Origin of the sequence: Pseudomonas sp. B10(2017), assembly GCF_002113295.1 — a bacterium.
In the GTDB taxonomy this organism is placed as follows: Bacteria; Pseudomonadota; Gammaproteobacteria; order Pseudomonadales; family Pseudomonadaceae; genus Aquipseudomonas; species Aquipseudomonas pudica.
On sequence record NZ_NEJU01000014.1, the window covers coordinates 79,793 to 93,192 of the forward strand.

The 13,400-nt window shown below is 66.0% G+C and carries 11 protein-coding genes; 3 read left to right on the forward strand and 8 right to left on the reverse strand.

Annotation, left to right across the window (positions count from 1 at the left end; translation table 11 throughout):
• Nucleotides 1–156 precede the first annotated feature (156 nt).
• Genes CAF92_RS17595 through CAF92_RS17620 form a run of 6 tightly spaced genes read right to left on the reverse strand, consistent with a single transcriptional unit; the run spans nt 157 to nt 6,988 of the window.
• Complete coding sequence (locus tag CAF92_RS17595; RefSeq protein WP_085601492.1) at nt 157–1,791, reverse strand: BatD family protein; 1,635 nt, start codon at nt 1,789–1,791, stop codon at nt 157–159.
• Nucleotides 1,791–3,506 carry a tetratricopeptide repeat protein gene (locus tag CAF92_RS17600; protein ID WP_085601493.1) on the reverse strand — a complete coding sequence of 572 codons (1,716 nt, stop codon included), beginning with the start codon at nt 3,504–3,506 and terminating at the stop codon, nt 1,791–1,793. Before CAF92_RS17600 ends, CAF92_RS17595 begins: the two co-directional genes overlap by 1 nt.
• Nucleotides 3,503–4,579, reverse strand: a complete 1,077-nt coding sequence (locus CAF92_RS17605) for a VWA domain-containing protein (protein WP_046616319.1) — start codon at nt 4,577–4,579, stop codon at nt 3,503–3,505. The genes CAF92_RS17600 and CAF92_RS17605 overlap by 4 nt, the downstream gene beginning before the upstream one ends.
• Nucleotides 4,572–5,066 carry a DUF4381 domain-containing protein gene (locus tag CAF92_RS17610; RefSeq protein ID WP_046616318.1) on the reverse strand — a complete coding sequence of 165 codons (495 nt, stop codon included), beginning with the start codon at nt 5,064–5,066 and terminating at the stop codon, nt 4,572–4,574. The genes CAF92_RS17605 and CAF92_RS17610 overlap by 8 nt, the downstream gene beginning before the upstream one ends.
• A gap of 13 nt (nt 5,067–5,079) precedes the next feature.
• The gene (locus CAF92_RS17615) at nt 5,080–6,024 is read right to left on the reverse strand and encodes a DUF58 domain-containing protein (protein WP_046616317.1); all 945 of its coding nucleotides are present in this window, start codon (nt 6,022–6,024) and stop codon (nt 5,080–5,082) included.
• 4 nt (nt 6,025–6,028) lie between these two features.
• A complete protein-coding gene (locus CAF92_RS17620) occupies nt 6,029–6,988 on the reverse strand; it encodes a MoxR family ATPase (protein WP_013971644.1) in 960 nt (319 codons plus the stop codon).
• 230 nt (nt 6,989–7,218) lie between these two features.
• Here CAF92_RS17620 and CAF92_RS17625 point away from each other — a divergent pair, with 230 nt between their 5' ends.
• On the forward strand, nt 7,219–8,526 hold the full coding sequence (locus tag CAF92_RS17625) for a DUF2235 domain-containing protein (RefSeq protein ID WP_085601494.1): 1,308 nt from the start codon (nt 7,219–7,221) through the stop codon (nt 8,524–8,526).
• A 139-nt stretch (nt 8,527–8,665) separates the two neighbouring features.
• Here CAF92_RS17625 and CAF92_RS17630 read toward each other — a convergent pair whose 3' ends face one another.
• Both CAF92_RS17630 and CAF92_RS17635 read right to left on the reverse strand, forming a co-directional pair.
• Nucleotides 8,666–9,550 (reverse strand): dihydrodipicolinate synthase family protein, encoded by an 885-nt coding sequence (locus tag CAF92_RS17630; RefSeq protein WP_046616314.1) that lies wholly within the window; start codon nt 9,548–9,550, stop codon nt 8,666–8,668.
• Between the two features lie 44 nt (nt 9,551–9,594).
• Nucleotides 9,595–10,377, reverse strand: a complete 783-nt coding sequence (locus tag CAF92_RS17635; protein WP_085601495.1) for an aldolase — start codon at nt 10,375–10,377, stop codon at nt 9,595–9,597.
• A 239-nt stretch (nt 10,378–10,616) separates the two neighbouring features.
• Between CAF92_RS17635 and CAF92_RS17640 the strand changes: the two genes are divergently transcribed.
• Together CAF92_RS17640 and CAF92_RS17645 are read left to right on the forward strand one after the other, a co-directional pair.
• Nucleotides 10,617–12,164 carry an AMP-binding protein gene (locus CAF92_RS17640; protein WP_085601496.1) on the forward strand — a complete coding sequence of 516 codons (1,548 nt, stop codon included), beginning with the start codon at nt 10,617–10,619 and terminating at the stop codon, nt 12,162–12,164.
• A 14-nt stretch (nt 12,165–12,178) separates the two neighbouring features.
• Nucleotides 12,179–13,345 carry an acyl-CoA dehydrogenase family protein gene (locus CAF92_RS17645; protein WP_046616311.1) on the forward strand — a complete coding sequence of 389 codons (1,167 nt, stop codon included), beginning with the start codon at nt 12,179–12,181 and terminating at the stop codon, nt 13,343–13,345.
• Nucleotides 13,346–13,400: the final 55 nt, after the last annotated feature.

Consider the following 13,400-nt stretch of genomic DNA (forward strand, 5'->3'; position numbering starts at 1 on the left):
AGCGGCCTTGTGTCGCCAAAGGGCGTTGGGTTGCAGGTGCAGAAATATCTTACGGTGGCACCGGCTGCGCCGGTGTTCGCGGGTGAACCCGCTCCCACAGGTACTGCGCATTGTGGGAGCGGGTTTACCCGCGAAGATGCCCGCAAAGGCAGCACATCACTTGGGATAGAGCGGCGGCAGGCTGCCGTTCTCGCCGGTCGGCAGCAACACCTGCTCAGCCGGCGGTATCGTCCCAATCGCCCGCCACAAATCCTCACCCTGCCAATACTGGCCACTCTCGCTATACAGCGCCCCGTTCAACCCATCCAGTGCATCCGACAACGGCACGAACCGCGCCGCCATCTCGGCCAGGGTTTCCGGCTGCTGGCGGGCCCAGGCGTCCAGCGCCTGGCGGGTTGCCTGTGGGTCGTTGGCCTGGCATGCGCGCTTGAGGTCGTCCAGCAAGGTACGCGGGCTCGGCCCGGCCTGCGCGGCGCGCAGCACTGCCGGCTGCGAGCGGGCACGCCACCACAGGGCAAAGCCCAGCAAGGTGGTGAGGGCGAACAGCAGGGTGGCCAACTGCCAGGGCCACAGCAAGCCGCTGGCACTGCTGTTATCGCCCGCCGGGGTGTCGGCACTCAGCGCCGGGTTGTCCTGCACGTTCAGCGTGCGCGCCGGCAGGCTACTGTGCTCCAGGTGGTCTTCGCGGGTGTTCCACCAGGTCACTTCCAGCGCCGGCAGCGCCAGCGCACCGCTGTGGGTCGGTACCAGGGCTTCGCGCTCTTCGCGGTTGGCGGTCATGCCGCGGTCGCTGATTTCGTTGCGCAGCAACGGCTGGTCGGGATAGCGGCGCAGGCCGGTGATTTCGGTGGCTGGCAGCGGTGGCAGCTGGGTGCTGGACAAGCCTTCGGCACGCAAGGTGATGTTGCGGGTCAGCGAGTCGCCAATCTGCACCTGCTGGTTGCCAGGGTCGGGGTTCCAGTGCTCTTCCAGGGTCAGGCTGCGGGCCGGTAGCCATGGCACGCCAACAGGCCAGGCCGCCGGAATCGGCCGTACGGCCAGGCGCAATGGCAGCGAGCTGACCTGCACCTGGTGGCCGGCCCGGGCCGTGCCGTTGGTTTGTGTGGCCTCGTCCGGGCTGGCGGCGGCGGTGGCGGTGAAGGTCAGCGGCGGGATGTCGAGGGTGCCGCTTTGCTGGGCATACACGGCATAGCGGGTTTCGATCACGCCGTGGCGGACGCCGTTGATTTCCTTTTCATACGTGCGCGATTCACCCAGCGGTTCGACTTTGGCGTTTTCCAGCTGCAGCGGGCTCAGGCTGCTGTCGTCGTACAGTGCCACCGAATGGTAGATGCGCAGGGTGAGTACGGCCTGGGCCTGGACGTAGACCTCGCTGCTGTCGAGCGTGGCTTCGATGAACACCTGCGAGGCACTGTCCTGACGGCTGGCATCGGCCTGCAACACTTGCAGTTCGATGGCCTGGCTGTGCGACTGACCCAGTTGCAGTTCGGGGATGCGCAGGCTGCCGCTGCGCCGCGGCAGCAGGGTGATGATCCAGCGGGTGCTGGCGCGGGTTTCGCCGTCGAGGCTGTGCAGGCTGTTCAGCTGGCGCGTGCCGCGCACCTCGAAGTCACCCTCCAGCGCGCGCAGGTCGGGCTTGCCGAACTGGGTGACGTCCTGGCTTTCCAGGGTCAGCTCCAGGCTTTCGCCGGCTTCCAGGCGGGTGCGGTCGACGCTGGCCCGCAGCAGCGGTTCGGCCTGGGCCAGCACGGCCCACAGCAGACTGAGGAGAAAGACGCCGAAGCGACTCATCATGGGGTTTCCTGATGCAATTGCTGTTCATACCAGAATTTGCGCCGCAGCAGCTCCGCCGGATTATCGGGGATCTCCCGCAGCCATTGTTCCAGGGCCTGGCGCTGTTCGGCATCGAGGCTGGTCGATACCGGGCGCTGCGGCGGCTGGATGACGCTGTCATCCGCGCCCGCTTGGTTGCCGGGCGCTGCCTGGCTGTTGCTGGTGCCTTCGCCGGGCTGTTCGGCGCTGGCTTGTTCGTCGTTGCCGGGCGTGCCCTGGGCCGGGCTGCTGGCCGAGCTGCTGTTGCCTTCGGTTTCGCTGCCGGGCGTGCCTTGGGCATCGCCGCTGGCCGGTTGTTCCTCGGCCTTGGCCTCGCGCTGTTGCAACAGTTGTTGCACGAGAGCCTGGTTGTCCAGCGCCGGTTGCAGGTCGGGCTGGCGTTCCAGGGCTTGTTCGTAGGCGTCCAGGGCAGCTTCCAGCTCACCGCTGCGGGCCAGGGCATTGCCTCGATTGTAGTGGGCGGCGGCGGTGTCGCCTTGGGAAAAGGCTTCGGCGGCGCCGGCATAGTCGCCCGCCTGGTACAGGGCCATGCCGCGCCATTGCGGGTCCTGGAACTGGCGCGCAGCGCTTGCCGGACGGTTCTGCTCCAGCAGGCGCTGGCCTTGCTGGTCGGGGCGCAGCCACAGGTCGTTGAACTCGAAGGCCTGGCTGGGCTGGGGCAGGGCCAGCAGCAGCGGCAGGCAGAATAGCCAGCCGCGTCGGCCGGCACAGGCGGCCAGCAGCAACAGCGGTAGCAGCAGCCAGTAACCCTGATCGGCCCAGCTGTCCAGTTGCAGGGTCTGGCCGTCATTGCGCCCGGTGCGCGGGTTGTCGAACAGGCCCAGGCCACGCAGGTCGAGGTCGTCGATGCGGGCATGCCGGTAGCGCCCGCCTGTACCGCTGATGAAGCCCTTGAGGCTGGCGCTGTCCAGGCGTGGCACCAGGATGCCGCCCTGGTCGTCCTTGAGATATTCGCCATTGACCTGACGCACCGGTGCGCCTTCGCGGCTGCCGATGCCCAGCATCAGCAGGCTCGGGCCCTGGCGGCCGAGGGCCTGGGCGATGCCTTGGCGCTCCGGGGCGCTGAGCGACGAGCCGATCAGCAGCAGCCGGCCCTGGCCCAGGCCACTCTGGGCCAGCAGGGCCAGGCCTTTTTGCACGGCCAGGTCGGCGCGCTGGCCGGGTTTGGGCATGATCGACGGGTCGATCGCCTCAAGCAGGTTGCGGCTGGTGGCCAGGTCGTCGGACAGCGGCACCAGGGTGTGCGCGGAGCCGGCATAGACCACCAGCGCGGTCTGGCTGTCGCGGCGGTGCTCCAACAGGTCGAGGATTTTGCGCCTTGCTTGCTCCAGACGGTTGGGCGGGCTGTCTTCGGCGAGCATCTGCGGGGTCAGTTCCAGCAGGATCACCAGCGGGTCGGCCGGGCGCTGGCGGCTTTCTTCCACGCGCTGCCAACTGGGCCCGAGCAGGGCCAGGACCACCAGAGCCCAGGCCAGGCCCAGCGCTACCCACGGCAGCTTGCTGGTGCTGCCGCTGCCACCGCCGAGCAGGACGCCATGGAACGCCGGTGGCAGAATCATCTGCCAGCGCCCGGCGCGCTTGCGCCGGTGCCACAGTTTGTACAGCAGCCAGCCGAGCAGGGGCACGGCCAGCAGCCAGAGCGGGCGCAACCATTCGGGCCACAGTTCGATCATCGCCGCCTCCTCAGGCGCAGGCGCTTCAGGCGCTGGCGCCATTCCGGGTGCGGTTGCAGGAAGCGCGGCTTGCGCAGCATACGGTGCAACAGGTTGTCGGGCCATTGCACGGCCAGCACCAGCAGCACGCTCAGCAGCAAGGCCAGGGCCAGGGGCCAGGCATACAAGGCCTTGGCCGTGCGCGCCTGGGTGGGTTGCTGGGCCACCGGCTCGAGCTGGTCGAGGGTGTCGCCGATGGCGTCCAGTTCGGCGCCGTCATGGGCGCGGAAGTAGGTACCGTGGGTGATGTCGGCAATTTCCTTGAGCGAGGCTTCGTCCAGATCCAGGCTCGGGTTCAAGCCGAGCAGGCCAGGGGTGCCACTGGCTTCGGGGTTGGCGCCGATGCCGATGGTGTAGATGCGCACCCCTTCCTGGGCGGCCAGGCGGGCGGCGGTCAGCGGGTGGATCTGCCCGCCGTTGTTGGCGCCGTCGGTGATCAGCACCAGTACCCGGCTTTGTGCCGGGCGTTGGCGCAGGCGCTTGACCGCCAGGCCAATCGCGTCGCCGATGGCGGTGTTCTTGCCGGCGATGCCGATCTGCGCTTCGTCGAGGAAGGTGCGCACGGTGCGCCGGTCAAAGGTGAGCGGGGCCTGCAGGTAGGCCTGGCTGCCGAACAGGATCAGGCCCACGCGGTCGCCCTCGCGGTCCTGCAGAAAGTCGCCGAGCAGCGCCTTGACCAGGTCGAGGCGGCTGATCTCTTCGTTCTGCCACTGCATGTCGGGGAAGTCCATCGACCCGGACACATCCACCGCCACCAGCAGGTCGCGGCCGCTGGCAGCCACTGGTACCGGCTCGCCCAACCATTGCGGGCGGGCGGCGGCGCACAGCAGCAACAGCCAGATGACGACAAAGGGTGCCTGCTGGCGCCAGGTCGGCAGGTTGAGCCGCGCGCGGCGCCCGGCCAGGCCTTCCAGTTCGTCGAGGAAGCCCACCTTGAGCACCGGTTCGCCGCTGTCGGCGGCCGGCAGCACCAGGCGCGCCAGCCACGGCAGCGGCAACAGGGCGAAGACCCACGGCCAGGCCAGTTCAAACATGCTTGCGAATCCAGGTTTCGACGGCCTGGCTGAGCCCGGCGATGGCTTTGTCGTCAAGCTTGCACTCGGGCTTGTAGGCGCCTTCTACCAGTACCATCCAGCGGGTCAGGCCGGCGGCCGGGCAGCGGTTGTCGAGAAACGCCAGCCACTGGCGGCCGTTGAGGGTATGGCTGTTGGCGCCTGGGTAATGGTTGCGGCACAGGCGCTTGAGCAGGGCGTTGATCTGTTGCAGCCAGGCTCCGGCCGGGGCGCCGTCGTAGGGGCGCGGCAGGCGGGCCAGTTCGGCCAGCGCTTCCACGCGTACCGGGTCCAAAGGTTGTTCGGCACGCACGATGCGGCGTTTGCCGGGGCGCCAGCGGCGCACCCGCCACAGGCCCCAGGCCAGCAGCGGCAGCACAGCTACCAGTAGCCACCAGCCGGGTGCCGGCGGCCACAGGCCGATCGGTGCGGGGGCGATCAGCGGCTGCAGTTGGTCAAGCGGGTTCATCGGCCGCTGCTCTTCATGACGCGCTCCGTGGCCGCTGGGCGTTCAGGTATTCGCGTAGCTGTTCGATCATTTCGCTCTGGGTGCTCAGGGGCATCAGCAGCACACGCAGCTTTTGCGCCATCAGCTCCCAGCGCTCGATGCGCGCTTCGGCCTGCTGGCGGTAGGCCTGGCGCAGGTTGCTGTCCAGGGTGTCGAGCTCAAGCTGCGCGCTGCGCTGGGCAAAGCGCAGCAGGCCGGCGGCGGGCAGGGCGTGGTCGAGCGGGTCGGACACCGGCATCAGCAGCAGGTCGCAATGGCGCGAGAGCATGGCCAGGTGCTGTTCCACCTGGGCAGTGAGCGAGCGCTCATCGCAGATGACGATGGCCAGGCTGCCGGGGCGCAGCACTTCGCGGGCGCGGCGCAGGGCCAGGCCGAGGCTGTCGGCACCGGGCGTGGCCTCGGTGTGCAGCGCCTGGTTGACCTTGGCCAGGCGGTTGAGCAGTTGCAGCAAGCTCTGCTTGCTGCGCCGGGGCTTGATTTCGTGGTGCTCGTTGTCGCCGAACACCAAACCGCCAATGCGGTCGTTGTGGCCCAGCGCGGCCCAGCCGAACAGCGCGGCGGCCTGGGCGGCCAGCACCGACTTGAATATCAGCCCAGAGCCGAAGAACAGCCGCTGGCTCTGCTCGACGAGGATGAAGATGGGCCGTTCGCGCTCCTCGTGGAACAGCTTGGTGTGCGGCTCCTGGGTACGCGCGGTGACCCGCCAGTCGATGTTGCGCACATCGTCACCGGCCTGGTACACGCGCACCTGGTCGAAGTCCACGCCCCGTCCGCGCAATTTGGAGTGGTGCAGCCCCACCAGCGGGCTGCGCTGGCCGGGCCGGGAAAACAGCTGGATTTCGCGCACGCGGTGGCGCATGTCGATCAGCTCGGCAAGGCCGATGCGGATGCCGGGCTCGGCCAGCGATGCGGTGGGCATGGGCTCAGGCAACGGCGACGACGTCGAGGATGCGCTGGACCACGCGGTCCTGGTCGATCCCCGCCGCCTCGGCCTCGAACGAGAGGATGATGCGGTGGCGCAGTACGTCGAACAGTACCGCCTGGATGTCTTCGGGGCTGACGAAGTCGCGCCCGGCCAGCCAGGCGTGCGCGCGCGCGCAGCGGTCCAGCGATATGGAGCCACGCGGGCTGGCGCCGTAGGCGATCCAGTCGGCCAGTTCGGCGTCGAACTTGGCCGGAGTGCGGGTGGCCATCACCAGTTGCACCAGGTACTCCTCCACCGCGTCGGCCATGTACAGGCCGAGGATTTCCTTGCGGGCGGCGAAGATCGCCTGCTGGCTGACCCGGCGCTCGGGCTTGGTCTCGCCGCCCAGGGCTTCACCACGAGCCTGCAGCAGGATGCGCCGCTCCACTGCAGCGTCGGGGAAGCCGATTTTCACGTGCATCAGGAAGCGGTCGAGCTGGGCCTCGGGCAGTGGGTAGGTGCCTTCCTGCTCGATCGGGTTCTGCGTTGCCATCACCAGGAACAGCGGCGACAGGTCGTAGGTACTGCGGCCCACGCTGACCTGGCGTTCGGCCATGGCTTCGAGCAGTGCGGACTGCACCTTGGCCGGGGCGCGGTTGATTTCGTCGGCCAGCACCAGGTTATGGAAGATCGGCCCCTGCTGGAACACGAAGCTGCCGGTTTCCGGGCGGTAGATTTCGGTGCCGGTGATGTCGGCCGGGAGCAGGTCGGGGGTGAACTGAATGCGATGGAACTGTGCCTCGATGCCTTCGGCAAGCTCTTTGATGGCTTTGGTCTTGGCCAGGCCCGGCGCGCCTTCGACCAGCATGTGGCCGTCGGCCAGGAGCACGATCAACAGCCGCTCGACCAGTTTTTCCTGGCCTAGGATCTGGGAAGAAAGAAAGGTGCGCAGCGCGATCAGCGCTTCACGGTGTTCCATCGGTGACGGTTCCTGGTATGGGGCCGCAGGCGGCTGGAAGCAGCTGCCCTGGCAAGGGGTGATACTTTAATCCATCCGGGGGGGTGGCGACCAATGGCGGTAGGGAAATTTATCCTTGCCGGGGCCATGCAGGTGCGGAAATGTCCTGCATATGGCTGGCCATTGGCTGATGTTCCGCAGCGGCGTGTTGGCGCTTGCTTGTGCTTTTTGTACAAGCAGGAGGCACCACGATGGACCTGAACAGCTGTAGCACCGCACACATCACGCCAGTCACTCTGCGTTTTGGTGTGTTCTTCGATGGCACCGGTAACAACCTGAACAATGTGATGCCGGTGGATGCACCGGGGGGTAAAGGAGGCAGTTATGCCAATGCCTTGAGCAACGTGGCCCTGTTGTATGCGCTGTACCCGGCGCAGGGGGCCGGCGCTGACGGGGCCACGGCGTTCCTCAAGCGCTATGTCGAAGGCGTGGGCACCCTGGCGGGCGAGGAGGATCATGTCTATGCCTTCTTCACCGGGCGTGGGTGCAGGGGGGCCGAGACCCGGGTCAACGAGGCCCTGGAGGGAATTGCCGGGCAACTGCGGGAGTGGGGCCAGGCGAATCCGCAGGCAAGACTCGAGCGGGTCGAGTTCGACTTGTTCGGTTTCAGCCGAGGGGCAGCTGCTGTGCGGCATCTGGCCAACCTGCTGCATGATGGCGGCGGCAGCCTGTTGGCTGTGCCCTGTGGCATCGTGATCAACTTCATCGGCCTGTTCGACACGGTGGCGGCGATCATCGCGCCGCTGCAGGGCGACTTCGACCCCGCCGACGACCGCCATGGTGACTTGCGCCTGGGCCTGGGCGCGGGCATTGCTCGGCAAATGGTGCAGCTGGTGGCGGAGGACGAGCAGCGACACAACTTCCCGCTGGTGCGCAGCGACCATGACATCGTGCTTCCGGGCGTGCACTCGAACATTGGCGGTGGTTACCCGGATACCACACAAGAGCAGGTGCTGCTGTGCAAACCGCAGTCACAGCGGGTGCCAGTGGGCATGCGCGCCGAGCAGACTCGCGTGCATGCCACCGTCAGTGCCTTGCTGGCGTCGGCGTTCGGCGAACTGGGGGCGCCCAGGCCGCAGGTGCTCGCCTGGGAGGAACCGATCGCCGGTGGCCGGCCGAGCGAGGCGCAAAAGCAGGTATATGCGGCGGTGTACCGCGAGCGGGAAGTGGCGGGACAGCTCTCCCGGGTATACCTGAGCATCATGCGGGAGCTGGCAGTGCGGGCGGGTGTGCCGTTTGCGCCGTTGGGCGGGCAGGCTGAGCATCGGTTGCCGGAGGAGTTGCTGGGCATCAGCCGCAAGTTGCACGGGTTTGCCTTGGGTGAGTGTGAACAGCATGGGTTGACCGAGGATGAACTGCGTTTGTTGCGTGACAGGTATGTGCATACATCGGCGAACTGGAATGCGTTGAAGGGGTTGCGTAACAGTGTGTTGGATGTGCTGTTCGTCGATCGGCCGGCGGCGGGAGGGCGGGTGATACACGCCAACCCGGTTGGGTGATTGGTCTGGATGGATAGAAGGGCGTGATGGCTGGCGGGTCTTCGCCGTTGCGTTTTCAGGGCCTGTCCGAATCAGCGCCGCGCGGGCGGCGCTCGATCTGACAGGCGCTACAAATATTGTGGCAAACACCCGCCAGCCATCATGCCAGCTCCTCCAGCAGGCCCTTCAGGTAGGCGCTACCGTGCCCGTCCAGCGGCTGCAGGGGCAGGCGTGGAGGGCCGACATCCTGGCCGAGCAGCTTCAAACCGGCCTTGATGGTGGTGGGCAGGCCGCGGCGGGTGATGTACTCCAACAGTTCGTACTGGCGGTAGAACAGCGCGCGAGCTTCAGCCAGGTCGCCTTGCTGCACCGCGTCCCACAGTGCCAGGTTCAGCGCCGGGATCAGGTTGGGCGCGGCAGTGCACCAGCCGGTGGCGCCGGCCACCAGGGCTTCCAGGGTGAGCGGGTTGCAACCGTTGTAGAAGGCCACCTGGCCATCGGTGGCCTTGAACAGGCGGTGCATGCGCTGTATGTCGCCGGTGCTTTCCTTGACCATGGTCACATTGGGCACTTCGCCGAGAATGCGCAGGATCAGCTCCACAGACAGGTCGGTGCCGCTGGTGCCCGGGTTGTTGTAGAGCATGATCGGAATGTCGATGGCCGCGCCCACGGCCTTGTAGTGGGCGACCACTTCGGCTTCGGTGAGCTTCCAGTAGGAGACGGGCAGCACCATCACCGCCGTGGCGCCGCAGGCCTGTGCCAGGCGAGCGCGCTGCACGGTGCGTGCGGTGGTCAGGTCGGAGACGCTGACCACGCTGGGCACGCGACCGGCAATGCGTGCCAGGCTGAAGCGCACCACCGTTTCCCATTCGCTGTCGGACAGGTAGGCGCCTTCGCCGGTGCTGCCCAGCGGGGCAATGGCATGCACGCCGTCGGCGATCAGCCGGTCGATGGACAGGCCCAGGGCATCCAGGTCGAGTGTGCCGTCTGCCGTGAAGGGAGTGATGGTGTAGCCGATAACGCCGCGAATTACAGGTGTAGACATAACCAGGCACCTCTGCCGTTGTTGGGGAAAGAGTACAACTTCAGTCAGCCCAGGCAGTCGCCATGGGCACGCAAGGCACGGCGCGCGTAATAGCTGAAGGCGGCGCCATGACGTTTGGGGGTGGAGATCCAGTCGTGAGCCTCCTTGCCCAGGGCATCCGGAATGGGGCGGATGTCACCGGCACCCATGGCCAGCAGCTGCATCTTGGCCGCGCGCTCGAACAGCAGGGCGAGCACGCAGGCTTCCTCGATCGAGCGGCCGGCGATCAGCAGGCCATGGTGGGAAAGCAGGATCGCGCGCTTGTCGCCGATCGCCCTGGAAATGATTTCACCTTCTTCGTTGCCCACCGGTACGCCGGGCCATTCCTTGAGGAACGCGCAGTCGTCGAACAGTGGGCACAGGTCCATGTGCGAGATGGCCAGCGGCACTTCCAGCATCGACAGGGCGGCGCTGTGCAGCGGGTGGGTGTGGATGATGCAGTTGACGTCGGGGCGTGCGCGGTACAGCCAGCTGTGGAAGCGGTTGGCCGGGTTGGCCATGCCGCTGCCTTGCAGCACGGTGAGGTCTTCGTCGACCACCAGCAGGTTGGAAGCGGCGATCTCGTCGAAACCCAGGCCGAGTTGTTGCGTGTAGTAGGTGCCAGGCTGCTCGGCGCGGGCGGTGATCTGCCCGGCCAGGCCGGAGTCGTGGCCGCCATCGAACAGGATGCGGCAGGTGAGGGCGAGCTTTTGTCGAGGGGTGTAGGTGTTGTCGGTCAGCGCCGTCAGCATCTGCTGCTGGGCGAGCTTGACCAGCTGGTCCTTGGGTGTCTGCATGGTGGTCGTCATGGGCGGTATCTGCATGGGGAGGGGCGATGGATTGCTGATCGGCGAGGGCGCCGTCAGGACACAATTGCGATATTAATGACACAAAGTGTCATATGCAAGCGATGTGTCATCTCCAATATCAGTTCAGGCAATGTGGCCCAGTGCAAACCGTTATGGCCCGCATACGTAACTGGTATTACTTGCTCCGGCTGCACGCTGTTTAGCATCGACCGGGTCTTAACCGCGACGAGAACAACAACGTGAACCTCGCAACCCTAACCAGTCGAAGTGCCAGATACTGGCCGGAACGTTTGGCGGTGATCGACCGCCATACCCGGCTTACCTTTGCCCAGCTTGAACAGCGTACCAATCAGTTGGCCTCGGCCTTGTTGGCCCATGGCATCGCCACCGGCGAACATGTCGCGATCCTGGCTCCCAACCGGGTCGAACTGGTGGAGGCGGAGGTGGCTTTCTACAAGGCCGGCCTGGTCAAGGTCCCGGTCAATGCACGCCTGGCGCTGGATGAAGTGATCCAGGTACTGAACGACGCCTGCAGCGTCGCGCTGATCGCCGACCCACAAGCTGCCGAGGCCTTGCTGGCGCGCAGGCAGGAGGTGCCTGCGCTGCGCCTGATCGTTACCCTCGGCGAGCAGGGCGGTGACATCGGCTACGCCGCACTGCTGGCCCAGGGCAGCAGCCAGCCAGTCAGTTGCGACCTGCCTGACGAAGCACTGGCCGTGTTGCACTACACCTCGGGCAGTTCCGGTGTGCTCAAGGCAGCAATGCTCAGTGTGGGCAACCGCAAGGCGCTGATCCGCAAGAGCATCGCCAGCCCCACGCGGCGTGCCGGCCCAGGCGACATCATGGCCCATGTCGGCCCCATCACCCATGCCAGCGGCATGCAGCTGATGCCGCTGCTGGCGGTGGGCGCCTGCAACCTGTTGCTGGATCGCTACGACGACCAGTTGCTGCTCGAGACCATCCAGCGCGAGGGCGTGACCCGGTTGTTCCTGGTACCGGCCATGATCAACCGTCTGGTCAATTTCCCCGGGGTCGAGCGCTATGACCTGAGCAGCCTGCGCCTGGTGATGTATGGCGCAGCGCCAATGGCGCCAGCGCTCGTCAAGCGGGCCATCGAAGTGTTCGGGCCGATATTGGCCCAGGGCTACGGTGCTGGCGAAACCTGCTCGCTGGTGACGGTGCTGACCGAGCAGGACCACCTGTGCGAAGACGGCGACTACCGCCGGCTGGCCTCGTGCGGACGATGCTACTTCGAGACCGACCTGCGTGTAGTGAACGACGATTTTAGCGACGTCCAGCCAGGCGAGGTGGGCGAGATCGTGGTCAAGGGCCCGGACATCATGCAGGGCTACTGGCGCGCACCGCACCTTACCGCCGAGGTGATGCGTGACGGCTACTACCTCACCGGCGACCTGGCCACAGTTGACCAGCAGGGCTACGTGTTCATCGTCGACCGCAAGAAGGAAATGATCATTTCCGGCGGCTTCAACATCTACCCCAGCGAAGTCGAGCAGGTGCTCTACAGCCTGCCGCAAGTGTTCGAGGCCGCCGTGGTGGGCGTGCCCGACGAGCAGTGGGGCGAAGCGGTGCGTGCAGTGATCGTGCTCAAGCCTGGCATGCAGCTGCAGGAACACGAGGTCATCGAACATTGTGCCCAGGCCCTTGCCGGGTTCAAGAAACCGCGCGGGGTGGACTTCGTCAGCGAGCTGCCGAAGAACCCCAACGGCAAGGTGGTGCGCCGCCTGATTCGAGACGCCTACTGGCAAAACAGCGAACGCCGCATTTGACCTGAGGAATTGCCATGTACCAGCCAAGTGAAAAGGCCAGACAGATCATCGAGGCCATCGGCGGCTTCGTTCGCAACGAGATCCTGCCCCTGGAACAAAGCGCCGGCCTCAGCTGGGCCGAGCCCCACCCGCGTGAAGTGCTGCAGCAGGTGTGGCAGCGCTCGTGCGAGCAGGGCTTCTACAACATCATGCTGCCTGAAACGATCGGTGGTGCAGGATTGAGCGTGTCCGATTTATGTGCGGTGAAAGAGGCCACGGTGCTGACTGGCTCCATGCTGGCGCCGCATATTCTCGGCGAGCTTTCCGGGCCGCCGCGTGTTGGCCACCTGTTCAAGGTGGCCAGCCCAACCCAGGTCGAGGCATTCCTGCAGCCGGTGTGCCGGGCCGAAAAGGCCGTGTGCTTCGCGCTGACCGAAAGTGAAGCCGGGTCCGATGCCACGGCGATCAGGACTACCGCCCGGCGTGAAGGCGAGTACTACGTGCTGAGCGGGGCCAAGCGCTACATTTCCGGTGCACCTTATGCCGACATCGCGGTACTGCTCGCGGTCACCGGCCCCGGGCGCGGCGCCCAAGGCATCTCGGCATTCTTTGTCGAGCTGGATGCGCCGGGAGTGCGGGTAGAAAGCGATTACTCGGTCATGTCCGGCGGCGGCGCCCATGGCGACATCCTTCTCGATGAGGTACGGGTGCCGGTGGCCAACCGCATTGGCGAGGAAGGGCAGGGCTTCAAGCTGGCAATGGGCCGCATCACCCTCAATCGTCTGCTGCATTGTCCAACCATGCTGGGCCTGGCGGGGCTGGCGCTGAACCTGTCGATCGACTACGCCCGCACGCGCAAGCAGTTTGGCCAGCCGATCGCGATGTTCCAGTCGATCAATCACATGATCGCCGACATGGCCACCGAGCTGCATGCGGCACGCAGCATGGTCTATGCCACTGCCGCGCTGAATGACGCCGGTGGCGATATCCGTACCCAGGCGCCGATGTGCAAGCTGTTCGTATCGGAAACGGCCTTCCGTATCGCCGACCGTGCCGTGCAGATTCATGGGGGGGCCGGGCTGTTGCGGGGCAACCCGGTGGAGTGGATTTTCCGTGCGACCCGTATGATGCGCATTCTTACCGGAACCAGCGAAATCCAGCGCAACACCATTGCCAAGGGCGTGCTCATGCCCGAGCAGTGAAACTGCACACCCGGCCTCGATTGGCCGGGCTCTCCCACAAGAACAATAAGAGAGA

Bases quoted from the DNA above. Each gene is read 5' to 3' on its own strand.
- CAF92_RS17595 (WP_085601492.1), bottom strand. From the start codon at position 1,791: ATGAGTCGCTTCGGCGTCTTTCTCCTCAGTCTGCTGTGGGCCGTGCTG.
- CAF92_RS17600 (WP_085601493.1), bottom strand. From the start codon at position 3,506: ATGATCGAACTGTGGCCCGAATGGTTGCGCCCGCTCTGGCTGCTGGCC.
- CAF92_RS17605 (WP_046616319.1), bottom strand. From the start codon at position 4,579: ATGTTTGAACTGGCCTGGCCGTGGGTCTTCGCCCTGTTGCCGCTGCCG.
- CAF92_RS17610 (WP_046616318.1), bottom strand. From the start codon at position 5,066: ATGAACCCGCTTGACCAACTGCAGCCGCTGATCGCCCCCGCACCGATC.
- CAF92_RS17615 (WP_046616317.1), bottom strand. From the start codon at position 6,024: ATGCCCACCGCATCGCTGGCCGAGCCCGGCATCCGCATCGGCCTTGCC.
- CAF92_RS17620 (WP_013971644.1), bottom strand. From the start codon at position 6,988: ATGGAACACCGTGAAGCGCTGATCGCGCTGCGCACCTTTCTTTCTTCC.
- CAF92_RS17625 (WP_085601494.1), top strand. From the start codon at position 7,219: ATGGACCTGAACAGCTGTAGCACCGCACACATCACGCCAGTCACTCTG.
- CAF92_RS17630 (WP_046616314.1), bottom strand. From the start codon at position 9,550: ATGTCTACACCTGTAATTCGCGGCGTTATCGGCTACACCATCACTCCC.
- CAF92_RS17635 (WP_085601495.1), bottom strand. From the start codon at position 10,377: ATGACGACCACCATGCAGACACCCAAGGACCAGCTGGTCAAGCTCGCC.
- CAF92_RS17645 (WP_046616311.1), top strand. From the start codon at position 12,179: ATGTACCAGCCAAGTGAAAAGGCCAGACAGATCATCGAGGCCATCGGC.